Raw genomic sequence first — 23,424 nt, 5'->3', positions numbered from 1 at the left:
ATGGCGGACAGCCGTCGGGTCGGCCTGTACGTTGTTGTGGGAAGGACACACAGAGTCCGTAATGGGAAAAAGTTCGAAAGAGGGCTCGCTGATAACCCGTGCTCGACTGCTGGATTCAGCAGAGATGCTCTTCGCGACAGAGGGCGTCGAGCATGTATCGTTATTGCGGATCGCCTGCCACGCGGGTTTGACGAGAGGTGCGCTTTACTGGCACTTTGACAATAAGAACGCACTGCTGGCAGCGATGTTTGAGAGGGGGTATGCGAGGATTGCTACCCGCATCGAGGCGTTTAGCGAGCGCATCAGTACGGGCGTTTTGCTTGAAGACGTCCAGGGATTCTGCCTGCAACTTGTCGAAGAGCCATTCGTCGATACACAGACCATGCGCTTTTTCGTGATTTTGCTCGCGCGCACCGAGATGACCGAGCAGAATGCCCTTGCGATCGGTTTTAGGCACGCCGTAGACTCCTTGATTTCGGTACTGAGAACAGCGCTAGATCGCGCGATCGGACATGGTGTATTGCCATCTACTCTCGACAGCCGGTGCTGTGCTCACTACATCCATGGTCAGATCGTTGGGGCGCTTATCCTGACGCTCGACACAGCACCCCGGACCTCGGCGCGCGCTGTTGCTCGCGCTACCGTGTCGGCCGCGTTGACGGCACTTACCTGTCCATCGGTCCTAGACGCCCTGAGTACCACGCGGAGCACTATTCGGTGAGCGTAATATATCAGAGGGCGTCATTCCATAGCGTGCGACGATCGTCCGGCAAAAATGTGCCTGACTCGAAAAGCCCCAACGGAACGCGATCTCTCCGATAGTTACTTTCCGTCCCGCATGAGTGACCAGGTCGCGGTATGCTCGCGCGGCTCGCTGCGCCCAGATATAGTCGGAAAGCGAAGTTCGCTCCGCAGCGAATAGACGATTGAGATGTCGCACTGAAACACCGACTTTGACCGCAACGTTCGTAGGCGTCAGTTGTGTGTCACTCAAATTCTGGGCGATATAGCCCTTCGCCTGCAGAACATAAAACACGGATGGCTCGAGTGCAGATGCTCCGTTCCTGCTCGATTTCACCATCGAGCGCAGCAGCATATGGGTGCGTGCCGGCAACGACTCCGCACTTTCGGCTGCCGGGTCCCGCAGATAGCTGGTCAGGACCCGCCGAAACTCGGCTCCCACAGCGATACCGACACCGGGCGTCGGCGCAATTTTGAGCGGTAACTCGTCAGCCCGGATGTCCCACTGTTCGGCCAGTTCGGTCACGGGAATATCCACGAGTAGCTCACGCATATCCGAGAGAAAGCCAAACGTAAAGGGACGACGTGTGTCGTAGATTATTGTGTCGCAGACGGTCAGAGACTGACTTTGGCCGCCCTGAATGAAGTATGCGTTTCCTTTAACCAGGTGACACGCAAAGATCGATTCCTTGGGAAACTCCTTCACGAGTCGCGGGTTCCGTTCGATCACATGATCGTTTCCTTCGATCTCGGCAACGCGCATGGTGTCCAGAGTACCGTTCGCCTGCCGCGCAGTCAGCCCTGACTCCGATAGCGAAGACGTGCGCAATCCGATCAGCGCCGCGGCGTTGTATTTATCCCAATATGCGAGCCTTTCTTCGATCGCCACGGGATCCGTCGATGCGTACGTGAGTAAAGGGGGATAAGTATTCACCGGTTTTGTCTCCAATTTTGCGGTCGCTTCTGCGGCGACCGTCGTCTGATTTCGGCTTTCTAGAAAGCTACCACTTATAGGGACGCCTGTCAGGCGTCGTCGAAATTGAGGTGATCTGGTGTCCCGCTCAGTCAAATCCCACGTCCTCAGGAATCAAACCGACCTCCGCCATTGACGATAAATTGTCTTCACGATTTCAAGGAGACGATGATGGTAGATAGAGCAAAGAATGAATTCTGGCGCGACCTCAGCCCGATCGCCAACCCGTTCAAACCGCACGCGTTGCCGGAGGCGTACATCGCCGGCGCGGCGTCGGAAGATGACCGGCTTTACGTGCCGTTCACCGAAACCGTGTCATCCCGTCCGTTGTGGATCTCGCCGAGCGAAAACAGGTGGTGCGACATCCTGATGGCGAAAGAAGCGGGCCTCGTCAATCGGCACTACCACCCGCATGAAGTTTTTGCATACACCATCTCCGGCAAATGGGGATACCTCGAACATGACTGGACCGCCACAAAAGGCGACTTCGTTTACGAGACGCCAGGCGAAGGCCACACACTCGTTGCCTTCGAACATGAGGAACCGATGCGGGTTTTCTTTATCGTGCACGGACCGCTGATCTGGTTAGACAAGGATGGCAAGTCCGACGGCTATTTCGATGTTCACGACTACATCGAGATGTGCGAGAAGCACTACGATGCGATGGGCTTCGGTGCTGACACGATCAAGGGCTTGTTACGCTAAAGGCGTCTGCAGAAGCCAGAGAATGCCCCTGCATAGGAGACAACAGCATGACATTCCTCAAAAACACCTGGTATGTCGCGGCGCTCGCCAGCGAAATCACCACCGCACCGATGGCTCGCACAATCTGCGGCGAATCGATCCTGATGCTTCGCAAGGAAGACGGCACTTGCGTCGCGGCGGGCAACCGGTGCCCGCATCGATTTGCGCCGCTGCATACAGGAACTGTCGTAGGCGACGGCATCATCCAATGTCCGTATCACGGCCTGCAGTTCGATGGCACATCGGGTCAGTGCGTCCACAATCCGCACGGCGACGGCAAAATTCCCCATGCCGCGCGAATCCCGACTTATTCCGCCGTTGAGCGCAACGGGTTGCTCTGGTTGTGGCTGGGCGATCCAGGCAGGGCTGACCCATCCGCCATTCCAGATTTTGGTTTCATGACGTCACCCTCGTTTCGCACTTTGTCCGGCTCCATTTATGTGCGCTCGCACTACGAGTTGATTGCTGACAATCTGATGGACCTCTCTCATGTCGAATATCTGCACGCAGGTGGCCTCGGCAGCGAAGCGATCAAGAAGGGGAAAACCGAAGTTACTCAGGACGGGGCTACAGTGCATTCGAACCGTTGGTGTCCGGACGGTATGGCGCCGCCCGTGTGGGACGCCATATTCGACAACTACGGAAAGCCCGTCGATCATTGGCTGAATATGCGCTGGGATGCGCCCGGGGTTCTGCGGCTCGATGTGGGCGTTGCGCCAGTCGGCGAGTCTCGTGAAAAAGGGGTGTGGGCGTATTTCAACCATTTTCTGACGCCTGAAACGCAGACGTCAACGTACTACTTCTGGTCGGTAAGCCGGCCGTTCAAGCTGGACGACGAGTCTGTCGACAGGAACATTGAGGAAGCCGTACACGTTGCATTCGTCGGAGAAGATGTACCGATCATCGAGCGAGTCGAGCTGATGATGGGCGGCAAGACTTTCGACCAGATGCGGCCTGTTTTATTGACCGCAGACGCCGGTGCTTTGCGGGCGAGGCGCGTGCTCAAGCAATTGATCAGTGACGAGCAGGAACCTCAGCCAGTCGTGGAGGCAGCAGCGGCATCATGACTACCGACAAGCTGCTCAACCTCATGGTTGCAAAACGCACGGATGAAACTGGGGACATTCTGTCCGTCGAGTTAGCCGATCCCGATGGCAACTGCCTCCCGCCTTTCGAGGCGGGCGCCCATATCGACATACATGTCGCTGAGGGCCTGGTTCGCCAGTACTCCATTTGCAACTCGCCATCAGACCGCTATCGATATCGCCTGGGGATTCTGCGTGCATCACAATCTCGCGGTGGGTCCTCCTCGCTACACGCAGCATTGAAGCCTGGCACACGGTTGGCCGTCGGCGCACCGCGCAGCGCCTTCCGGCTACGCGAAGGGTCAACATTCGGTGTGCTGGTCGGTGGCGGGATAGGCATCACGCCGTTGATGTCGATGGCCCATCGGCTGCACGAGCTTGGCACGCCTTTCGAGTTGCACTACTGCGTCAGATCGCAGGCGCAGGCCGCCTTTATCAGCGAGCTTGCTTCCTGCAAGTTCAAGTCGGCCGTGCAGTTCCACTTCGATGATGGTGACCCCAAGCAACGCTTCTCCCCAGCGGTTTTTGCGCAGCGAACGGCGGCGGATCTCTACCTCTGCGGGCCGGCCGGCTTTATGGAGTGGGTCACATCGTCGGCTGTTGCCGCGGGTCTGGCAACAGGACGAATCCACTCAGAGCGATTCTCGGCGGCACCGCTTGCGGGCGGATGCACCTTCACGGTCAAGGCGGCGCGAAGTGGCGTCACTGTGGACGTAACCGACAAGCAGACTATCGCCGACGCGCTGCACACGGTGGGCGTATCGGTCCAAATGTCTTGCGAACAAGGCGTTTGCGGGACCTGTCTGACCCGTGTTGTCGAAGGTGTCCCTGACCACCGCGATCTTTTTCAAACCGAGGCTGAAAAGGCCGCTAACACTCATATCGCGCCGTGCTGTTCGCGCTCGCTATCTAGTGTGATCACACTCGATATCTGACGGATTCGCAATGGAGGTTGCGCGGCATCAGACAACGCCTACCGCGCAGCACCCGCTCTTCGCGTGGTGACATCGGGTTGACCATGATTCAACGGGTTACGCCAGTTCGAACGGTCCGACTCGCCACGCAATCGGGTTTGACCGCAAGGACGACAAAAGAAGGCTCAGTGCGTCGCGGAATTCGGACGGGCGAAAACAGGTGTGCAGCAGATCCAAGTCTGTTTCTTTCGTTTCAACGTTCTCGTCCCCGCTCATGGGGATCATGCGTGTACCCAAAAGACGCTCTGCCAGCCGGCCCAGCTGTGCATGTCGATCAGGGGAAACGGTCTCGTTAAGTACGCCTGCCAGCCTGCAGCATGACGCGTAGGCTTCCATGCGAAACGAAGCGGTTCCGCGCTGAGTTGGCGTGCTTTCGTTAGGTACGACCCGGTCGTTTGCGGCCGCCGCCACCATGCGCTCGGTTGCGCGGGCAATTTCTGCCAGCCCCCCCGCATGTCCGGTCTTGACCACGATCTGAAAGGCCCGTGTATAAAGGACATCGCCGAGCAGGACGCCCGCGGCCGTTCCCAGCGTCAACAACGGATTTGCTGGTGTACCGGCCGTTGCGTCGGATAGCCGCGCATGCGCCCCGAGCGACAACACCATCAACTCCATCGCTGCGGCAAACGCATAAAGGCACCGCTCCCTACCGTCCTGGACGCCGATCGCACGTGCGCAAAGCATCAGCACGCTGCTCGCGAGCAACCTTTCGTTTGCGATTGCACCGTCGATGAACGGGCGTGCAAAGGCAAGGTGACTGCTTTGTTTGTCGCCGACTTGGTTGAGAATGGCGGTGAGATCGGTGGAAATTGGGGCTTGGAAGTCGTACAAAACATCGTGTCTCATCGTGTGACTAATGGCGGTGCGATCTGTTGTCCGGCGTTGACCAGTATTTTGCCAAGCATCCCTTTGAACAGATCGATCGCTTCAACCGTGAAGCTTAGCAGGAGACCCTTCAGCGTCTCCGTAAATATGGCGGGAATCTGCGCAGCGGCGCGCTCGCCTTCCGCACTCAGCGAAAGGAGAAGTACGCGCCGGTCCGTTGGAATACGGCGGCGCACAACGAGTCCTACCTTTCCTAACCGGTCAACCAGCCGCGTTACTGCACTGGCGTCTATGCCGAGCTCGCGTGCAAGTTCTGCCGCAGAGCATTCACGAGCTATAGCAATGGCTAGCAAGATGGCGGCTTGCGATGTTGTCAGACCAAGCGTGGAAAGCGTGCGTTGCGTGGCGGCATCCCACAACACAGCACGCGCACGGCAAATTAAATTGCACAAATGCACCTTTTCGTCGGCGACGAGAGAAGGATACGCGCTCATCGCGTCTGCTGAACATTGACCGTTAAACACTGGGGAAGAATCGCAAAGGTAACTTGCCGCACAGCGCGGAACAGTGTGCCGTGCGTTGAGGCATATTTTCTATCGGCACCAAATGGTAGGTGCAGCGCAAGTGCAACAGCTAAAGGCTGTTGTGACGCAGTCATTGGAAGGGAAACGAGCGCATTAGATTCGCTTTGCTCCTAGAAGCAATGTTACGCCACTCCTTGCGTCGGAACTGTTGCAAATCCAGCAAATGATCTTTCAAGAATCGCTGATCTCCTGCTCGGAGTCTTGTGGTTGGCCTGCCGGAAGAACGCTTTGAATCGACCCAGCAAAAATATTTGTATAGTTCTGGCAAAGGTGCATTGAAAGAAATGCGTTTTCATCTGGACACCAACAATCCTAAACTCGCTACGGCCCAACACAATGCGTTGGCAATCCAGCCAGGAAGGGAAGTGCTTCGTATGAAATTGCCCGTCATATCCATCGCTATTGCAGTCATTCTGGTTGCGCCAACGACCTCCTTCGCGCAGTCCGCCGAACCAGACATGCTCACAAATTTTGAAAGCGAATCCGTCGACTCCCTAACGGTACGTCAGGGCCAACTGGAACAAACTTCCTACCCAGACAGATCAAAGGCAACCGATAGGTCCATAGCGCGGAGCGGCGCAAGCGAGCAAAGCGCGTCACCCTCGGACCTGCGAGTCAGCTCGTACTCGCCGCCTGTCCACATTGCAAGATGATATGACGTGTCAACTTGCGGGACGGCAGACGAAACAGAGGCATATCCGGATGCAAAGGTCGCGGCGATGAATGCCAGCCTTCCTTGGCGATAGTCTGGGAGTTCAGTTTGCTGCTCGAGATGCACGGGATCTCATTCTGCGACTACTCGCTTGATCCGCATGCCGCACGCGCTTCTGTCCTCGTCAGTCAACTGCACGGCAGCATTTCGAATGACGGATTGTCGGTTCGTAGGTCAACTGGTGTGCACGAAAAATCACCTGGCGCTGCGCGCGTCGCAAAGCGACTGCTTATCACGGTCCATAACATATAGGCACAGTTCCATAGCGACAAGTGTTCTTTTCACAAGGGGATTTCTCTTCCGTTCCTTGTGCGTGGTTATTGCGCTTAGGGGGTATTGGCGTACCCCCTGCGCAGATTGTCCTTTAAGTTTCTTCCATGTGAACTCTCGTGCCGTCGGCGGAAATGAACCTGCCTCAGCGGCACGTTTCTTCCTGACGTGATGGGTTGCAGTTTTTCGGATGGCCGTTTAGTTTTAAACGGACGCAAAGATTTTCACATCAATTCCATAAAAAATCAAAACAGAGCAGAAATTCATAACAAGTGCGATTAATACTGAGCGCATTATTTAAATACTCGCACAGCACCAATAATCCGCGCGACATGATTATGATTTTTTAATCCTCAAATAATTGGCTATCCGTAAACGAGATGTTCCGGGTGCCAGCGCGTGGGATGGCAGACTATCGGCATCGCTTGAGCCCTGATGGCCGTTAAGAATGGCAACGGTGCTGCCATCCCGCGAACCCGCCGGCCGCTCAACATCGATCTGTATGGCTTGGAGGGCGAGCGGATCGTGCGTGCCGAAGTCGGCGGGTCCTCGCTATCGATGCGAAGATCATCACTAGTGCTCGCAGAGCGTTAAATCGCAAGTGCTATGCGAGCGCCCTCCCCGTGAGTGCATGGAACCTCAGACGCTTGCGTGAAGCTCCTCAGCAACGACCCATGACATGGTCGCGGTCGTGCTCTCGGGAACGGAAACAGTTGACGTCTGCATTCCTGTAACACTATCCGTTGATCAGTGAAAATTCGCAATTGGTCACGGTTTCTCTTGAGATGAAACCAGTGCAGAGAACTGAGTGATTCGTGCGGCCACAGGATCATGGTTATCACAGACAGCGCGCGCCCAATTGATCCACTCGGCAACACTTGAGCCACAATCGATCGAAACACCGCTAGCAGCACATGCGATCTCAACCTGATCGAGGTAGCTTCTGCACTGTTGAACACGAAGCCAGTTATCGACCTCCGTCCACAGTTCACCGACCTTCTCCAGATCAAGCTTGGCAGCAAGTCTTTGAGCTTCCGCAGCCGCGCGTTCCGCTTCATAGGAGCTCGTGGCTTCCGCCCGCCTGATCGCTAAACAATTCGTGCTAGTTGATCGTCAACCGTCCGGCCGGGTTCGTCTCTCGCATAAGTGCGTACCCCGCCCCTAGTCTGACGTACTGTAAGACGAAGGCCAACGCTACCTTTACTGGAGGTCGGCTTGCCGCGGGAACTCTCCGCATCAGTCAGGCGGAGATTTATTTCAAACAACCCGCGGGAAAGAACAAGCCGACCGTTCGTCTCACGCGCTTTGAAACCGCGCAGCCGCATAGCCTCCACGAGTGTATCCGCGATACATAAGGCCCGGTGCCGGCGTTGACGCGAGGTGCTAACTGCATCTGTGTTGGAATTTCCCTTCTGGAATGCCAGCCTGTTGGCAATAGCGCGCACGCATGCCGTACACAATTGCCCGTCGGCATACGTAACGATAGGCTGGAGGAAAGATTTCTCCTCTTCCTTGATTTGGAGCAGTCGGCGGGCCAAATCGGGCGGCGACGCACCACGATACCTGTGCCTCTCCGGATCACTAATTACCATGTGACGGCCTGCCTCGCTGGGAAGCGGTGTCCGTGCAACTGCTTTTCCAGCCTCCAGCTTTGCCCAGTACGCAGAGGATGGTGTTGGAACATTCAGTTGCTTGCAGATCCTCTTCAGCATGGCTCCCGACATACCAAGCTCTTGCGCGACCTCCCGCGCCGGCTTCTCCCAAACACGCCGATAGATGTCGCTGCGGACTATCTTAATCTTGCTGCCCATGGATTCCCCTCACCGAAAGACAAGGCAGTCTAGCTCCGACGCTCTGAACTGACATGCAACATACGTATGAGGCCAATTCAGACCTCATTAGGTGGAGAAATTTCCTTCAAGGCGATTACATCTAACTTTAGGTGGATTGCCCTTGGGGGCACTCGAACGCCGCGCCAATCTCCACCTAAAGCTTGCATGCAATTCGGTCTCGTGAGCTTGCCCCCGAAAAACGAATCCCTTGCTGAGCAGGTAAACTCAAGCAAGGAGAAGAACGATGACAAGCAAGGCAAAGCGGGCACAGTACACGCTCGAGTTCAAGCTGGAAGCGGTACGACTGGTCAAAGCCGGGCAAAGCATGGCAGCAGTGGCGGCGACACTGGGTGTGGTTGAACAGACGCTGTACAACTGGGTGAAGGCTGACCGGGAAGGCAAGCTGGCGGGCGCAGGCACGAAGCCTGTGAGCCCGGAACAGATGGAGCTGGCGCGGCTGCGTGCGGAGGTAGCGCGCCTGAAGATGGAGCGAGACATATTAAAAAAGTGCGCAGCGTACTTCGCGAAGGAATCGATGTGAAGTACGCGTTCATCGAGCACAATCGACGCCGCTGGCCAGTCTCGGTCCTATGCGAAGTGCTGGAAGTCAGTCCCAGCGGATATCATCAGCGCCGGCAACGCACCGCGCACGACAAGCCGCACCGTAGCCGCGTAAGCAACGATGCGCTGCTCGCGCAAGTCAAGGCGATTCACATGCAGGTCAAGGGCGAATACGGCTGGCCTCGCATGTGGAAGGAGTTGCTCACGCAAGGCGTGCGCGTGGGCAAAGAACGGGTTCGCAAACTGATGGCGCAGCATGGCATTCGAGCCCGCCACAAGCGCAAGTACATCGCGACGACGAACTCGAACCACGATTTGCCGGTGGCGCCGAATCTGTTGGAGCGCGACTTCACCGCTAACGCACCGAACCAGGTCTGGACGACCGACATCACGTACCTGGCGACAGCCGAAGGCTGGGTCTACCTCGCGGCCATCATCGACCTGTTCAGCAGGCAGGTGGTGGGCTGGTCGATGCAGCCGCACATGAAGGCTGAACTGGTCACGGACGCATTGCGAATGGCGTGGTTCCGGCGTCGCCCTGACGCCGGCGTAATCGTGCATAGCGACAGGGGCAGCCAGTATTGCAGCGGCCTGTTTCAGGACGCGTTGAAGGCCTACGGCATGCGTTCGTCGATGAGCCGACGTGGAAATTGTTGGGATAACTCGCCGACGGAAAGTCTATGGGGTTCGCTGAAGGTAGCACGCATGCACGGACGACACTTCCCCACCCGGCGGGCAGCAATGGATGAGGTGATTGACTGGCTGGGTTTTTACAACGCGCGCCGGTTACATTCAACGCTCGATTACGTCAGCCCCATGACATTCGAAAAGAACTGGTTCGCGGCTCATAGAGGCGAAGCCGCATAATTCACCCAGCTATGGGATTCGTCAAACGGGGGCAAGGTCATCGATCGCGGTGGCACAAGGCTTCTGCGACGAGCAATTTCATATCAAGTTTGCGTTGATCCTCTTCTTTCAACAATCTCCCCCAATCCAACATCCTCCCATCCACCAGCCCAGCGACCGCAGCTCCACTAAAGTACCCACGCTGCATAGCCGTTATCCGGGTGACGTAATCGTCATTTTTCCGCGCGTATTTTCGCGTCGCGGCAAACACGCATCTGATCCGCAGACGCACTGGCGCACCGGTTTATTTCCAAGGGGCACGATCGGCGACAAGCCGTCATACTCTGTCTTTTTTGCGGCAGACGGTTCCGACAACGCATTCGGAAGACTCCCGAGCGAAGTTTGACCGTCCGTCCCGTCTTTTCGACGGCAATTTCCGCGTAGCGCCACGCGCGGTTTATGTGGAGCGTATTTTGTAATGAGTCCACCCCCTGTCGTCCCATTCGTTCACGAAAAGGCTGATTCCGGCGCCTTCGTGGGCGCCGCGCCAGCTTTTCGCCAACTGGTCAGGATGATCGATCGGGTCGCACCAACCGATCATCCGCTGCTTGTTTTCGGGCCGACCGGCTCAGGCAAGGAGTTGGTCGCTCGCCGCGTCCATGCGCACAGCCAGCGCCAGGATCAGCCGTTCGTCGACGTCAACTGCGGCGCGATTCCAGAAAATCTCGTTGAAGCCGAATTGTTCGGGCACGTCAAAGGCGCGTTCACCGGTGCGGGCGAAACCCGTCAGGGACTTTTCCAGCAGGTCGGCAAGGGCACGCTTCTGCTCGACGAAATCGGCGAGCTGCCACTCGCACTGCAGCCGAAACTGCTGCGGGTACTCGAAACGCGAACCTTCCGCCCGATTGGTTCATCGACCAATCTGCATTTCGCGGGCCGCGTCGTTGCCGCGACTCACCGCGACCTGCGCGAACTCGCGCGCGAAGGTCTGTTCCGCGAAGACCTGTTCTACCGGCTGGCGGTTTTCGTGCTCGCCGTTCCCGGCCTCGAACAGCGCATCGAGGACATTCCGGCTCTCGTCACTCACTTCGCGGCGCAGCACACGCGTCGCCTCGAATTTTCGCCGGCGGCCATCCGCCGGCTGTCCCAGCACGCATGGCCGGGTCACATCCGGCAGTTGCGCAACCTGATCAGCCAGTTGAGCGTGCTCGCCGAGAACACGCTCATCGACGTCGATTCGCTCGAGCCGTTTCTTGCCAATGAAACGACCGGGCCGGTGTCGCGCGCAAGCCTCGCTGACATGCTGCTGCAACTCGAAGGCCGCGACAAGCTCGCAGTCGCTGAAGACCTCCTGATCGACCGCGCGCTCGAACGCACCAGCGGCAACAAAAGCGCGGCCGCCACCTTGCTGGGCGTGGGCCGGAAGACCATTGAGCGGCGTCTGAAGTCACGCGAGGAACATCATCGGGAAGCGCGCAAGTGTCTCGAGCACGCCAGCGCGCTGATCGAAGAATCGAAGTTCGCCGAAGCCATCCCGCTGTTGCGCCGTTGCCTCGACGTGCTGCAAACGCCCCAGGAACAGGAGTCCGTGCGCCGTCTTCAGTTTGACGCCTACCGGCTGCTCGGCATGAGCTTGCGTAGCGTGCACGGCTGGTTGTACGCGGAAGCCACCGCCTGCTACGCCGCCGCACTGACCATCGGCGAAGGCGTCTGTGCGCCCGCCGAACTCGCGGCGATCCAGTTCGGCATCTGGACCACGCAACTGACGACGCTTCAGCTCAAGCAGGCGCGCGCCACCGCGCAGAACATGCTGGAGCGCGCCCAGAACGGCGGCGACCGGGTCTCGCTCGACGAAGCCCACGTCGCGATGACCAACACCCTCTTCTGGCTAGGCGACAGTGAGGAAGCGCTGGCCTGTCTCGCGCGCGGCAATCTGCTCGGCGTGGGGCGAGAAGACGCCCGTACCGGTTCGCAGGGAATCGACCTCGCCAGTCTCGCACTGACTTTCGAAGGCCTCGCCGCTTATCAGATCGGCGCATTCGGGCAAGCGCGGCGCGCCATGGACATGCTGATCCTGCGCGCCTCCGAGCCCGGCGCGCACGCGTTGGCTCATGCCGTCAACCTGCAGGGCGCGGCCTGGCTCGCCTGCCTGTTCGACGACGAAAGCCGGCTCGGCGATCTCGCGAGCGAACTCGAATCGGTTTCGATCGCGAACGGTTTTGCGTTCTATCGAGGCGTCGGCCAGGTGCTTCGCGGCTGCCACCTCAGTTCGCTCGGCCACCCCGACGAAGCGGAAACCGTCATGATCGACGGCTTCGACAACCACATGCTCTGCAACGGCGGCGCGCTGTTCTATTCGTTCAAGACGTGGCAGCACGGCGAACTGCTGCTGCGCGCCGGCCGCGCGAAGGAGTGCGAGGCGCTTCTCGCCACTGCGATCGACGAAACGCTCGCCCGCCAGGAACGGGTTTATCTGGGCGAACTCCTCGTCACCCGAGCCCGCGCGCAATGGGCGCTCGGCGACGTCAACGCCGCGGAACTGGGTCTGCGCACCGCCATGTCCACCGCCCTCGCCTTCGGCTCGGTGCCCGCACGCGTGGACGCCGCGCGCTATCTCGCCGATCTGCTGCGCTCCACCGGCCGCAACGCCGAAGCCATCGACACCCTCGAGCGCGGCTTGCGCTCGTTGACGGGGGACCCGACCGCGCGCGTCATCAGCGCCATGGATCTGCTCGCCAAACTTCAGCAGGAAGCGTCTTTCAACATCGACAATAAAGGAATCTTGAATGGCCTATGAATTACGACGGGAAGATCTGGAGCCGCTGCTTCTCGGCGCAGCGTTCTTTGGCTCCGGCGGCGGCGGCACGATCGTATCGGCGCGACACCTGGCCGAGCATTTCGTAAAGGGCGACTATTACCCGACGGATACCGTCAAGGTCGTCTCGGTGGACGAGGCCACCGAAGGCGCGGCGGTCATGGTCGCCTATCTCGGCGCGCCTGAAGCCATCAATTCAGCCACCTATCCGATCGGACCGGTGACGGCCGTACAGAACGTGCAGAAGCGGCTTGCATCACAATCCGTGAAGCTCGCCTATGTCATGCCGCCGGAAAGCGGCGCGCTGGGCTTTACGGTGGCGGCGCTCGTGGCGGCGAAACTCGGGCTGGCGGTCATCGACGCCGACGGCGCCGGCCGCGCCGTGCCATCGTTGCCAATGCTCACTTTCGCGGCCGCCGAGATCGATCCGCGCCCGGCGTTTCTCGTGAGCCAGGGCGGCCTGTGCGTGGAGCTCGACGTGACGCCGCGCAACGACAGCAACGGCGGGCCGACCCATCAACGCGACGTGTCGGCGATCGTCGAACAGATGATGCGTCCGGTCGTGGCCGATCCCGAATTCGGTCAGTTCGGCGGCCTCGCCATGTGGGTCATGAATGCGGGCGACATCGGCCGCGCAACGCCGATTCGCGGCACGCTCAAGCGTGCGCTCGAGCTTGGCCGCACGGTGCAGGCCGGGCAGATCGGCAGCGCCCAGCAGATGATCGACTATCTCGCCGAGCGTTGCGACCTTGCCGCGCGGGCGATCTCCACACCCGGCGAACTGGTATCGGCCGAAGTGGATACGAGCGGCGGCTTCGACGTCGGCAAGATTCGCATTCAGGCCGGGCAGCGTACCTACACGGTGATCTACCAGAACGAGTCGCTGCTCGCGTGGGACAGCGCATGTGCGCAGCCGATCGTGCTGGCGCCGGACAGCGTCGCGTATTTCGTCGGCGGCGAAGGTCAGTCGATCTTCAGCAATGGCGACCTCGTGAACGACGACGGTTCGCTGAACCCGGCAATCGGCAAGCGCCCCGTGACGCTGATCGCCTGGCGTGCCGAAGCGGAATTGCGCAAACCCGGCCTGATTCTCGACAGCTTCATGGAACAGCTCAACAAGCTTGGCTATCTCGGGCCGTACGTGCCGCTCGAATCGCTCCACTCCGCACGCAAGGGGGAAGCATCGTGAGCGCCCCACTTCGTATCTGCGTGCTCGTGCCCGTCGCCACGTCGCAATACAACGACCGCATCATGAAAGCCGTCGCGCCGGTCCTGCCGCCGGACGTGCAGGTCGAGATTCGCAACATTACGCAGGGACATCCCGATATCGAGAACCGGACCAACTGGTTGCAAAACGGCATGCCGGTGGTCGAACTCGCACAGTCGATAGCGAATGACGGCTTTGACGGCATCTGGCTGACCGACTTCGACATGTGCGGTGTCGAAGCGGCACGCGAGGTGATCGACATTCCGATCATCGGGGGATTTCCGGCGTCGGCTTTCACGGCGCTCGCGCTCAGTCAGCGGTTCTCCATCGTCACGATTCTGCAAAGCACGGTCGCGATGCAGCGCGCTCATCCGCAGACTTACGGGATTCAGGACACGTTCGCCTCGATCCGGGCGATCGACTGCCCTGTCGCGCAACTGGAAAACATCGACGTGGTGGTGGTGCGCACCTTCGAAGCGGCCATGGCCGCGATCAAGGAAGACGGCGCGCAGGCGATTCTGCTCGGCTGCACGGGTTTCGTGGACGTGGCGAGCCGCGTATCCACGCTGCTTAGCGAGGCCTTGGGCGTCTACGTGCCGGTGATCGATCCGAATCAGGCCGGTTTCAGCTTCCTCGTGTCGCTGGTGCGGATGAAAGTGCGCCCCAGCCGTTTGACCTACAGCAAGGTCAGCCTTCAGTCGTAAGCGGCGCGTCTGCCCGCGCCCCTCGGGCGCGGCAATTGCGTAATCGGCCCATAGACCGCTTTATGCGATTGCCGCGCGCGCCACGCTCGCCTTGAGCGCTCCTGCCCGCCTCCCCCATTTCTCCTCGATGCCGGCCGATTTCGTTCCGCGCGGACGAATTCGCCCGTTTATTCGTCGTGAACCCCTGATTGGACGAAATCGTCCAATTTCGCCCAAGTCTATGGACGCGAATGTCCAATGTCACGCGTCCAACTGTCGCAGGTCCTTGCCCCTATGCGGGTTTCACCCTGGCACGGTCATTGCTTTAGTAGTTCTGATTCAGCCATCGCCTGGAGATCAACCCCGGACAGGCGGTAGCAGTGCGACGCAACCATGACCACGTTCCACCTGCATCCTGGGAACGCGAAATCAAACGTCCGAGTAGCCGGGGAGAGCCTGAGAGACCAAAAAGATCGCGCGCGGCAACGTGTTCGAGACATCGAACCCGATTGCTGACGCGACGATCAACGCCAGCGACACGAATCGCTGGATGCAAATTGAGAGAGGGTTGTGCTGTTGTTGTAGTAGTGGCTGTCGTGTGTCCATGTAGGGCGACCGAACACTTCCGCAGAGAAGAGCGTCGCAATGCGTGACACCGAAATAACGGATTCGTCTGGCCATGCATCGGACGAACCGCTGCGGGGTTCGGCCGTCGTTGCCCTCTTCGGGAGATAAGCAACGGCGGCTCGTCCTTTCGATCGACCTGCGGCATGCGCGGAAGATCGGCCCATTTTTCACGCAGCGAGACGGTCCCACTGCGGCATTCGCATTCCAGTCATTCCAGTATTAGCAGCCCTACGCGGCGTCAGATTGTTAGCGACGTTGCGAGCGGAATACCTTGGCCATTCCACGGGGATTCATCGCATGCACCACCACCTGTTCGAACGAGAGCTCGTTCATCTGGAACGCGTAGTCGCTTGCGCGCCGAAAGAGCCCTTCTCACCTACCTACTGGCGCGATCGCGTCGAGCATCTAAAGAACTGTCCGCACGCGCCGCTCTATCACTACCGGATTGCACGCCTGTCCGAACGCGTCGCGCAACTGAGCGGTTGAGCGAGCCTGTCGCTATCCGAGGGGCGCGTCGCGGCCGATCCGGCGCCGCGCCGTGCGACAGTCCGAATCGACAGGACTGCGCGTTGCTATCGATATGCGAAAAAATTGGTTCGACGCACGCGCATGATTGCAGACACTCGGTGTGTTGCAACCGATCTGCCGACCATCATGAAGGGATTCGGATATCTTGCTCATCGTATCTCCGATGAAGCGACGGAAGACGCCACTGCGCCATCGGGCCAGCATCGGAAGTCCCTTAAACGGGTCGGCTCCGTGCTGCTGGTCGCGGCCATTCTGGCGTGTATTCACAGGGAAACTTCCGGTGCGATCGACGGATCACTCCTTTCCGTGGTCACGTCCTATGCTAACGGCGCGTTGCACCATGTTGCGTCGGTCTTGCTGAACCGCAGTCCATGACCGGATCGCTCGGCGTATCTGAACAACGGCGCTCGTGCGGACACGAGCGACCACCGCGCAAGCATGGCACCTGTCACTCAGCCGAAGGGCAAAACGGGCGCTCAACTGTCCACGCTGTTGTCGCTGTTGCCGCGCTCATTCCTGCGCACAGCTAGCTCGTATAGCCACCAGCCTGCCACCGTAGCCTGCAAGAAATAAGCGCCTAAATGTCAGGCGCTGCGAGCAGCGCTATCGCCGGATCTGGGCAGTAACTGGACACCTCCCATCCCACGCCAAACATTGCTTCATTGGATCCCCAGCACGCGGCGCACCGCCGGTGGGGATGTCGGCGGCCGTTTCGGCGCGCTCAACGCTCACAGCCAGAAGTGGTTACCTAAATTTGTTAAAAATTGGTTATTCCATGAGTCCAATTCGCGGACTAATCTTCCCCCATCGCATCACCGCATGCGCCTCATCCCACTCAGGAGCGAATCATGGAACAACGTCTCGATTTCTACAAAGCCAACCCCGCCGCGATCAAGGCGCTAATCGGTGTCGAAGAGCGCATCGGCAAGTCGGCGCTCGAAAAATCCCTGACCGAACTGGTCCGCCTGCGTGCCTCGCAGATCAACGGCTGCGCGTACTGCGTCGATATGCATACGACCGACGCTCGCAATGGCGGCGAAACCGAACGGCGCCTGGCCACCGTGGTGGTGTGGCGCGAAACGCCCTTCTTTACCGACCGCGAACGTGCGGCGCTCGAATGGACTGAGGCGCTGACCCTGGTTTCGCTCGACCATGTGCCCGACGCCGTGTGGACCGCCGTGCGCCCCCACTTCAGCGACGCGGAGCTGGTCGACCTGACCCTGCTGATTTCGGCGATCAACGCATGGAACCGCTTCGCGATCGCGTTCCGCAAGCTGCCAGCGTAAGCACATCCAGTCAGCGCACGCCGCAACCATTTTCGAGTGATCCAGCCAAGGAGAGCAATGATGAAAGTAATGCACGTGGATGCGAGCGCCAAGCGTGAGCGATCCAACTCCCGCGCATTGAGCCGGTTCTTTATCGAGTGTCTGCGCGAGGAAGGGGTGGAGCTCGACATCGATTATCTGGATGTGACGGTGGATACGCCGCCCCATGTGAGCGAAGCTTTCGCCATCGCCACCTACACGCCGGAGCACGAACGCACCGCTGCCATGCGCGCGACGCTGGCCGGCTCCGATGCATTGTGCCGACGCCTGCTCGAAGCCGACGCGCTCGTCTTCGCCATGCCCATGTACAACTGGTCGATGCCCTCCGCCTTCAAGGCGTTTGTCGATAGCGTGACGCGCACCAACGTGACCTACGTGAATACTGCCGACGGCCGCATCGAAGGCCAGCTCGGGCGCCAAAAGGTTCTGTTCATCACGAGCCGCGGCGCGGATTTGCGTCCCGGCTCGCCCTATTCCTCGATGGACGCGCTGACGCCCGCGCTAAAAGCGGCCTTCGGCTTCCTTGGCGTCGCGGACCCCACCTTCGTCGATGCGCAGCCGCTGCAGTTCTCCAACCAGGAGGCGCGAGCCGAGGCACTCGAGCGGGCACGTTCCGAATTGTCGGCAGTGGCGGCGACGTGGGCGAAATCGGCATCGTCTCGCACAACGGAAACGGCCGCGGAAGCCATGACGCCTTAATGCCTTAATGCGTTGATGCCCACCCGATCAGAACGCAGATGAATGCCGACATCGATTCGGGATACTAATGTTTTATCGAATTCGAGAGTATTGAAATGCACACCAGGACACTTATCGCGGCCGTCGCATTCGCCGGCCTTTCCCTCACGGCCGTATCGCACGACCTGTTCGCCGGGGAACCGGCTGCGCCGCGCGAAACGATTACACCCGCTTTCGCCGAAGCAATCGCCAACGTCCCCGGCAAGAAGATGACAGCCTTGATCGTCGACTATGCGCCGGGCGGCAAATCGCCCGCGCATCGGCACGGTCAGGCTTTCGTGGTCGGTTATGTGCTGTCCGGCGCCATTCGCAGCCAGGTGAACAACGGCGAGGAAAAGGTCTACCACGCGGGTGAACATTGGACCGAAAAACCCGGCGTTCATCACACCGAGAGTGAAAACGCCAGTGCTACGGAACCGGCCAGATTGCTGGCCATCTTCGTCGCCGATTCGAAAGACAAAGACCTCGTCACGTTCGACCGGAAGTGACCGGAAGTGACCGGAGCGACCCAGCGCGCCGGCGATCGATACGTATAGACGCGTGGATCGCTCGCGCCCCCTCTCACTTCAGACGGGACGTCAGTGCGAAGCCCTTTGGGACCACGCCGGGACGTCTGCCATCGGCGCCACCGGTTCGAAGCGATGCAAAGTCGGAACCTGACGCTCGCCTGACCTGCTTCAGGAAACCACGGACGTCGCCCGATTCGAAAGATGCTCGACCATGCGCCGCGCGGCGGGCTGCAGTGCACCCAGCTCCCGAAAGCAAACCACGAACTGGCGCAGCGCCCACGAGTTCGTCAGCGGAATCGTCTCGATGTCGAAGATCCGCTTATAGGCTTCCCCCACTTCGAGCGGCACGACGCTGATGCCGAGTCGCGCGGCGACCACCCGGAACGCGGCGTCGAAGTTGGACACGATCACGCGATACGACACCGTGTGCCCCGCTTTCGCGGCCGCGCGTTGCAACATTGTATGGACCGCGGTCGAGGGCGGCATGCCGACGTGATCATGCTCGAGCGTCTGCTCAAAACGCACCGACTTGAGCCCGGCCAGCGGATGGCCGGGATAGACGGCAAGCGCCAGCCGGTCCTGCCGATACGGCAGATGCTGCAAGCCTTCGAGGTCCGCGTTGTCCCAGCAGACGCCGACGGCCGCCGCGCCTTCCCGGAGTTGGCGAACAAGATCGATGGAGAGATGCTCCTCCACGTCGACACGAATGTTCTGGTTATCCGGCTCGCGCATGAAAGACGTGATGTCGTCCAGCAGTACCTCGGCGATCGCGGAGGCCGTCGCGCACACACTGACGCTCCCCCTGAGGCCACTGCCGAACGCCGCGACGTCGCTGGCGATCCGGTCCATCGTGAACAGAACATTGCGCGCGTGTTCCAGCAGGGACAGCCCTGCCGGCGTCGGCTGGACCCCGCGGCGCGAGCGCGTGAGCAGCGGCACGCCGAGGTCGGTCTCCAGTTGTGCGATCCGCTTGCTGATCGCGGACGGCTCGATATGTTCTTCCTCCGCCGCGCGGCCCATGTTGCGGTGCTCGCAGACGGCCACGAATAGCCGCAGCGTCTTGAGATCGATGTCTCGCATGTCTGTCTCCTCCCCGCCTTTTACTTTCCATTTGGGAATCTCATCCGTTCCAAAATACCTCTTTATGGCAAACGTGGAAAGTCTAGAGTGACGACATCGCCAGCACCCATGACTGGCAGGTATTCAGGAGACACCGATGTCCTCGTTCCCCTCGAGCGTCGTCATTCGCGAAGTTGGCTTGCGGGACGGCCTTCAGAGCATTCAGACCATCCTTTCCACCGCGCGCAAGATCGAATGGATCGCCGGTGCTTATGCCGCCGGTCAGCGTGAAATCGAAGTCGGCTCGTACGTTCCCGCCAAACTCATGCCGCAACTCGCGGACACCGCCGAACTGGTGGCGTACGCGAAAACCCTACCCGGCCTGCTCGTCTCGGTGCTCGTGCCGAACTTCAAGGGCGCCGAACGCGCGATCGAATCGCAAGCCGATCTGATGCTGGTGCCGCTGTCCGCCAGTCACGCTCATAGCCTCGCCAACCTCCGCAAAACACCCGACGAAGTGATCGCCGAAGTCGCCCGCATTCGCTCGGCACGTGACGCCGCCGGCTCGAAGACGTTGATCGAAGGCGGCATCGGTACTGCATTCGGCTGCACGATCCAGGGTGCGGTCGATCAGGCCGAAGTGCTGCGCTGCATGCAAGGGCTTCTCGACGCCGGCGCGGATCGCGTGAGCATTGCCGATACGGTCGGCTACGGCGGCCCCGCTGCCGTGCGCGAACTGTTCGGCAAGGCTCGCGCCATTGCCGGCGACAAATTCTGGTGCGGCCATTTCCACGACACGCGCGGTCTCGCTCTCGCCAATGTCTTCGCCGCGCTCGAAACCGGCGTGGCCCGCTTCGACGCCACGCTCGCCGGTATCGGCGGCTGCCCGCATGCGCCGGGTGCAAGCGGCAACGCCGCCAGCGAAGACCTCGCGTTCATGCTTGCCGATATGGGCATCTCCACCGGCATCGATATTCCCCGCCTGCTTGCTCTGCGGGAAAAGGTCGCGCAATGGTTGTCCAGCGAAACACTGCACGGCGCCCTGTGGCTTTCGGGTTTGCCGAAAACGTTCGCGCACGCTGCGAGCGCAACACTCAACGCCTGAGGTCATGATGAATACTCCGAATCCTCTTCCTCTCGCCGGCGTGCGTGTCATCGAGTTCACGCACATGGTCATGGGCCCGACCTGCGGCATGATCCTCGCCGACCTCGGCGCGGAAGTCATCAAGATCGAGCCGCCAGGCGGCGACAAGACGCGCAAACTGCCGGGACTCGGCATCGGCTTCTTCCGCTCGTTCAACCGCAACAAGAAGAGCGTGGTGCTCGACATCAATACGCCTGATGGGCACGCCGCCGCGGTTGAACTGATCGGCCAGTGCGATGTGATGCTGGAAAACTTCCGGCCGGGCCTGATGGCGAAACTCGGACTCGACTACGAAACGCTCTCGAAGATCTATCCAAAGCTGATCTACGTGTCGCACAAAGGCTTTCTGCCAGGGCCGTACGAAAAGCGCCTCGCGCTCGACGAAGTCGTGCAGATGATGGGCGGCCTCTCTTATATGACAGGACCTGTGGGCCGACCGCTGCGCGCGGGCACTTCCGTCAACGACATCATGGGCGGCATGTTCGGCGCGATCGGTGTACTGGCCGCGCTGCGCGAGCGCGATACGACGGGCCGCGGTCAGGAAATCCAGAGTGCGCTGTTCGAGAACTGCGTGTTCCTGAGCGGTCAGCACATGCAGCAGTACGCGATGACGAAGGAGCCGCCGCCGCCCATGCCTTCGCGCGTTTCGGCATGGAGCGTCTACGACGTTTTCACACTTGCCGACGACGAACAGCTCTTTATCGGCGCCGTGAGCGACAAGCAGTTCATCACGTTGTGTGACGTACTGGAACGGCCCGATCTCGCTGCCGAACCGCAGTTCGCCAGCAACGCGCTACGTGTCGCGGTGCGACCTGAACTGCTGATTCGCCTTGGCGAAATCCTCAAGCATCACCGCGCCGACGAACTCTCGCTGAAGCTCGAAGCCGCCGGCATTCCTTACGCGCCGATCATGCGGCCCGACCAGTTGCTCGACGATCCGCATCTGAAGGCAAGCGGCGGTCTGGTGCCGATGGAAACCGAGGACGGCATGACGGAGGTCGTGCTTCTGCCCCTGCTGATGGGTGGACGCCGCCCCGGCGTGCGTCAGGCGCTGGCCCGTGTCGGCGAGCATACGCAGGAAATCCTCGCCCGCCTGACAGGCCGGGCAGCGGCTTGAGACAACCGCGGGACATATCAAGGAGACAGTCATGCAACGCGTCATCACTACGGATATTCCGCCCATCGTATCAACCGATACCCGAGCGCACTCACGTACCGCCGCAGTACTTTCCGCGCGGATGGACCGCTTGCCCGCCACCCGCTATATCTGGCTGATGGTGTTCCTCATCTCGCTCGGCGGGTTTTTCGAAGTGTATGACCTGATCTTCACGGGTTATATCGCGCCGGGTATGGCGAAGAGCGGCCTGTTGAAAACCACCACCGCTGCGTTCTTCGGTTTTCAGGGGATTGCGGGCTTTATCGCGGCCACGTTCGCGGGCCTCTTCGTCGGTACGTTCGGATTTGGCTGGCTCCCCGACCGTTATGGCCGCCGCGCCGTGTTCACGTTCTCGCTGCTGTGGTACTCCGTGGGCTCGGCGATCATGGCATTCCAGACCACGCCCGAAGGCGTCATTCTGTGGCGTTTCATCACCGGCATCGGCGTGGGAATCGAGATCGTGACGATCGACAGTTACGTCACCGAACTCGTCCCCCAGCATATGCGTGGCCGCGCGATGGCCTTCAACCAGATGGTCATGTTCGCCGCTGCGCCGGTGGCCGCGATCCTCTCCTACTGGCTCGTGCCGACCACCGTGTTCGGCATCGACGGCTGGCGTTGTGTCGTGCTCGTCGGGTCGATCGGCGCGATATTCGTGTGGTTCATTCGCCGCATCGTGCCGGAAAGCCCGCGCTGGCTCGCGTCACATGGTCGTGAGGAGCAAGCCGAGCGCATTGTCGCGACGATGGAGGCGAAGGCCGTGAAGCAGTTGGGTCGTGCGTTGCCGCCTCCCGCATCTGCCGTTGAACAGCCCGCGCATCGCCGTGCCTCGCTTGCCGAGCTGCTTCAACCGCCTTACCGTTCGCGTCTGATCATGCTGATCGTCTTCAACTTCTGCCAGGCGATCGGCTACTACGGCTTTGCCAACTGGGTACCGACGCTGCTTATCGGGCAAGGCATCACCGTGACCAAAAGCCTGCTGTATTCGTTCGTGATCGCGATTGCCCTGCCTGTCGGTCCCATGCTCGCCATGCTGTACGCGGACAAGGTGCAGCGCAAATGGCTGATTGTCGGCGGAGCGCTCGCGGTTATCGTGTTCGGATTGATGTTCGGCCAGATGAAATCGGTCGGACCTCTGATTGTGCTGGGTGTGTTGATCAGCCTCGCCGGGCAGACGATCTCGGTGTGCTATCACGCTTACCAGTCCGAGTTGTTCCCGACCGCGGTGCGCTGCCGGGCGAATGGCATTGTGTATTCGGCCAGCCGTATTGGCGCCATGATGTCGGGTTTCATCATCGCCTTCCTGTTGCGTGACTTTGGCGTGGCAGGCGTGTTTACCGGCATCACCGTGTGCATGGCGGCTGTGATGATTTCGATCGGTGCTTTCGGCCCCAGGACCAACGGACTGCGGCTCGAAGAAATCAACCATTGAGCATTGAACGGCGCGATTCATGGCATTGCGGTGGTCGTCGTCAATCGCCACGGC

Annotated in this window: 20 protein-coding genes; 16 read left to right on the top strand and 4 right to left on the bottom strand. The window is 59.9% G+C overall.

Going from position 1 to position 23,424, the window contains the following annotated elements:
• Positions 1–61: 61 nt before the first annotated feature.
• Positions 62–721 carry a TetR family transcriptional regulator gene (locus BLW71_RS42820; RefSeq protein WP_091808481.1) on the top strand — a complete coding sequence of 220 codons (660 nt, stop codon included), beginning with the start codon at positions 62–64 and terminating at the stop codon, positions 719–721.
• Here the strand turns inward: BLW71_RS42820 and BLW71_RS36760 are convergent.
• The gene (locus BLW71_RS36760; RefSeq protein ID WP_143048426.1) at positions 683–1,675 is read right to left on the bottom strand and encodes a helix-turn-helix domain-containing protein; all 993 of its coding nucleotides are present in this window, start codon (positions 1,673–1,675) and stop codon (positions 683–685) included. The genes BLW71_RS42820 and BLW71_RS36760 overlap by 39 nt on opposite strands.
• A 210-nt stretch (positions 1,676–1,885) precedes the next feature.
• Here BLW71_RS36760 and BLW71_RS36755 point away from each other — a divergent pair, with 210 nt between their 5' ends.
• From BLW71_RS36755 to BLW71_RS36745, 3 genes are read left to right on the top strand one after another with little or no spacing between them, the layout of a single operon-like run.
• Positions 1,886–2,419: a 2,4'-dihydroxyacetophenone dioxygenase family protein gene (locus BLW71_RS36755; protein ID WP_091808477.1), complete on the top strand. Its 534-nt coding sequence runs from the start codon at positions 1,886–1,888 to the stop codon at positions 2,417–2,419.
• Between the two features lie 47 nt (positions 2,420–2,466).
• The gene (locus BLW71_RS36750; protein ID WP_091808475.1) at positions 2,467–3,525 is read left to right on the top strand and encodes an aromatic ring-hydroxylating oxygenase subunit alpha; all 1,059 of its coding nucleotides are present in this window, start codon (positions 2,467–2,469) and stop codon (positions 3,523–3,525) included.
• Positions 3,522–4,478 carry a PDR/VanB family oxidoreductase gene (locus tag BLW71_RS36745; protein WP_091808473.1) on the top strand — a complete coding sequence of 319 codons (957 nt, stop codon included), beginning with the start codon at positions 3,522–3,524 and terminating at the stop codon, positions 4,476–4,478. Before BLW71_RS36750 ends, BLW71_RS36745 begins: the two co-directional genes overlap by 4 nt.
• Positions 4,479–4,574: 96 nt before the next feature.
• On the opposite strand, the gene BLW71_RS36740 is transcribed toward BLW71_RS36745, so the two are convergent.
• Both BLW71_RS36740 and BLW71_RS36735 read right to left on the bottom strand, forming a co-directional pair.
• On the bottom strand, positions 4,575–5,348 hold the full coding sequence (locus tag BLW71_RS36740) for a hypothetical protein (RefSeq protein WP_143048425.1): 774 nt from the start codon (positions 5,346–5,348) through the stop codon (positions 4,575–4,577).
• 11 nt (positions 5,349–5,359) lie between these two features.
• The gene (locus BLW71_RS36735) at positions 5,360–5,836 is read right to left on the bottom strand and encodes a MarR family winged helix-turn-helix transcriptional regulator (protein WP_091808469.1); all 477 of its coding nucleotides are present in this window, start codon (positions 5,834–5,836) and stop codon (positions 5,360–5,362) included.
• 3,148 nt (positions 5,837–8,984) lie between these two features.
• On the opposite strand from BLW71_RS36735, the gene BLW71_RS36720 reads away from it, so the two are divergent.
• The 9 genes from BLW71_RS36720 to BLW71_RS36680 all read left to right on the top strand — a co-directional run bounded on the left by BLW71_RS36720 (position 8,985) and on the right by BLW71_RS36680 (position 18,558).
• Positions 8,985–10,168, top strand: a protein-coding gene (locus tag BLW71_RS36720) for an IS3 family transposase (RefSeq protein WP_091793237.1) whose coding sequence is annotated in 2 segments (ribosomal slippage) — positions 8,985–9,249 and positions 9,249–10,168 — 1,185 coding nt in all. Because the reading frame shifts where the segments join, the coding sequence is not laid out codon by codon here.
• A 457-nt stretch (positions 10,169–10,625) separates the two neighbouring features.
• Positions 10,626–12,944, top strand: coding sequence for a sigma 54-interacting transcriptional regulator (locus tag BLW71_RS36715; protein ID WP_091808462.1), 2,319 nt, complete (start codon positions 10,626–10,628; stop codon positions 12,942–12,944).
• Complete coding sequence (locus tag BLW71_RS36710; RefSeq protein WP_091808460.1) at positions 12,934–14,151, top strand: DUF917 domain-containing protein; 1,218 nt, start codon at positions 12,934–12,936, stop codon at positions 14,149–14,151. Before BLW71_RS36715 ends, BLW71_RS36710 begins: the two co-directional genes overlap by 11 nt.
• Positions 14,148–14,873: an aspartate/glutamate racemase family protein gene (locus tag BLW71_RS36705; protein ID WP_091808458.1), complete on the top strand. Its 726-nt coding sequence runs from the start codon at positions 14,148–14,150 to the stop codon at positions 14,871–14,873. The genes BLW71_RS36710 and BLW71_RS36705 overlap by 4 nt, the downstream gene beginning before the upstream one ends.
• A 903-nt stretch (positions 14,874–15,776) precedes the next feature.
• Positions 15,777–15,965 carry a hypothetical protein gene (locus tag BLW71_RS36700; protein ID WP_091808456.1) on the top strand — a complete coding sequence of 63 codons (189 nt, stop codon included), beginning with the start codon at positions 15,777–15,779 and terminating at the stop codon, positions 15,963–15,965.
• 123 nt (positions 15,966–16,088) lie between these two features.
• The gene (locus BLW71_RS36695; RefSeq protein WP_091808454.1) at positions 16,089–16,382 is read left to right on the top strand and encodes a hypothetical protein; all 294 of its coding nucleotides are present in this window, start codon (positions 16,089–16,091) and stop codon (positions 16,380–16,382) included.
• Between the two features lie 473 nt (positions 16,383–16,855).
• Positions 16,856–17,293 (top strand): carboxymuconolactone decarboxylase family protein, encoded by a 438-nt coding sequence (locus tag BLW71_RS36690; RefSeq protein WP_091808452.1) that lies wholly within the window; start codon positions 16,856–16,858, stop codon positions 17,291–17,293.
• 60 nt (positions 17,294–17,353) lie between these two features.
• Entirely contained in the window at positions 17,354–18,031 is a 678-nt protein-coding gene (locus BLW71_RS36685) for an FMN-dependent NADH-azoreductase (protein WP_091808450.1), read from the top strand.
• Positions 18,032–18,126: 95 nt separating this feature from the next.
• Positions 18,127–18,558: a cupin domain-containing protein gene (locus BLW71_RS36680; RefSeq protein WP_091808448.1), complete on the top strand. Its 432-nt coding sequence runs from the start codon at positions 18,127–18,129 to the stop codon at positions 18,556–18,558.
• A 189-nt stretch (positions 18,559–18,747) separates the two neighbouring features.
• Here BLW71_RS36680 and BLW71_RS36675 read toward each other — a convergent pair whose 3' ends face one another.
• Positions 18,748–19,659 (bottom strand): LysR family transcriptional regulator, encoded by a 912-nt coding sequence (locus BLW71_RS36675; RefSeq protein ID WP_091808446.1) that lies wholly within the window; start codon positions 19,657–19,659, stop codon positions 18,748–18,750.
• Positions 19,660–19,795: 136 nt separating this feature from the next.
• Here BLW71_RS36675 and BLW71_RS36670 point away from each other — a divergent pair, with 136 nt between their 5' ends.
• From BLW71_RS36670 to BLW71_RS36660, 3 genes are read left to right on the top strand one after another with little or no spacing between them, the layout of a single operon-like run.
• Positions 19,796–20,743, top strand: a complete 948-nt coding sequence (locus BLW71_RS36670) for a hydroxymethylglutaryl-CoA lyase (RefSeq protein WP_091808444.1) — start codon at positions 19,796–19,798, stop codon at positions 20,741–20,743.
• 7 nt (positions 20,744–20,750) lie between these two features.
• Positions 20,751–21,899: a CaiB/BaiF CoA transferase family protein gene (locus BLW71_RS36665; protein ID WP_091808442.1), complete on the top strand. Its 1,149-nt coding sequence runs from the start codon at positions 20,751–20,753 to the stop codon at positions 21,897–21,899.
• 31 nt (positions 21,900–21,930) lie between these two features.
• Positions 21,931–23,370 carry an MFS transporter gene (locus tag BLW71_RS36660; RefSeq protein WP_091808439.1) on the top strand — a complete coding sequence of 480 codons (1,440 nt, stop codon included), beginning with the start codon at positions 21,931–21,933 and terminating at the stop codon, positions 23,368–23,370.
• Positions 23,371–23,424: the final 54 nt, after the last annotated feature.

Source organism: Burkholderia sp. WP9 (genome assembly GCF_900104795.1).
Classification (GTDB): domain Bacteria; phylum Pseudomonadota; class Gammaproteobacteria; order Burkholderiales; family Burkholderiaceae; genus Paraburkholderia.
Note: the sequence above shows the minus strand (reverse complement) of the source record. Positions and strands in the feature narration are given on the sequence as shown.

Bases quoted from the DNA above. Each gene is read 5' to 3' on its own strand.
- BLW71_RS36685 (WP_091808450.1), top strand. From the start codon at position 17,354: ATGAAAGTAATGCACGTGGATGCGAGCGCCAAGCGTGAGCGATCCAAC.
- BLW71_RS36735 (WP_091808469.1), bottom strand. From the start codon at position 5,836: ATGAGCGCGTATCCTTCTCTCGTCGCCGACGAAAAGGTGCATTTGTGC.
- BLW71_RS36695 (WP_091808454.1), top strand. From the start codon at position 16,089: ATGATTGCAGACACTCGGTGTGTTGCAACCGATCTGCCGACCATCATG.
- BLW71_RS36660 (WP_091808439.1), top strand. From the start codon at position 21,931: ATGCAACGCGTCATCACTACGGATATTCCGCCCATCGTATCAACCGAT.
- BLW71_RS36750 (WP_091808475.1), top strand. From the start codon at position 2,467: ATGACATTCCTCAAAAACACCTGGTATGTCGCGGCGCTCGCCAGCGAA.
- BLW71_RS36690 (WP_091808452.1), top strand. From the start codon at position 16,856: ATGGAACAACGTCTCGATTTCTACAAAGCCAACCCCGCCGCGATCAAG.
- BLW71_RS36710 (WP_091808460.1), top strand. From the start codon at position 12,934: ATGGCCTATGAATTACGACGGGAAGATCTGGAGCCGCTGCTTCTCGGC.
- BLW71_RS36675 (WP_091808446.1), bottom strand. From the start codon at position 19,659: ATGCGAGACATCGATCTCAAGACGCTGCGGCTATTCGTGGCCGTCTGC.
- BLW71_RS36700 (WP_091808456.1), top strand. From the start codon at position 15,777: ATGCACCACCACCTGTTCGAACGAGAGCTCGTTCATCTGGAACGCGTA.
- BLW71_RS36680 (WP_091808448.1), top strand. From the start codon at position 18,127: ATGCACACCAGGACACTTATCGCGGCCGTCGCATTCGCCGGCCTTTCC.
- BLW71_RS42820 (WP_091808481.1), top strand. From the start codon at position 62: ATGGGAAAAAGTTCGAAAGAGGGCTCGCTGATAACCCGTGCTCGACTG.
- BLW71_RS36670 (WP_091808444.1), top strand. From the start codon at position 19,796: ATGTCCTCGTTCCCCTCGAGCGTCGTCATTCGCGAAGTTGGCTTGCGG.
- BLW71_RS36745 (WP_091808473.1), top strand. From the start codon at position 3,522: ATGACTACCGACAAGCTGCTCAACCTCATGGTTGCAAAACGCACGGAT.
- BLW71_RS36715 (WP_091808462.1), top strand. From the start codon at position 10,626: ATGAGTCCACCCCCTGTCGTCCCATTCGTTCACGAAAAGGCTGATTCC.
- BLW71_RS36755 (WP_091808477.1), top strand. From the start codon at position 1,886: ATGGTAGATAGAGCAAAGAATGAATTCTGGCGCGACCTCAGCCCGATC.
- BLW71_RS36665 (WP_091808442.1), top strand. From the start codon at position 20,751: ATGAATACTCCGAATCCTCTTCCTCTCGCCGGCGTGCGTGTCATCGAG.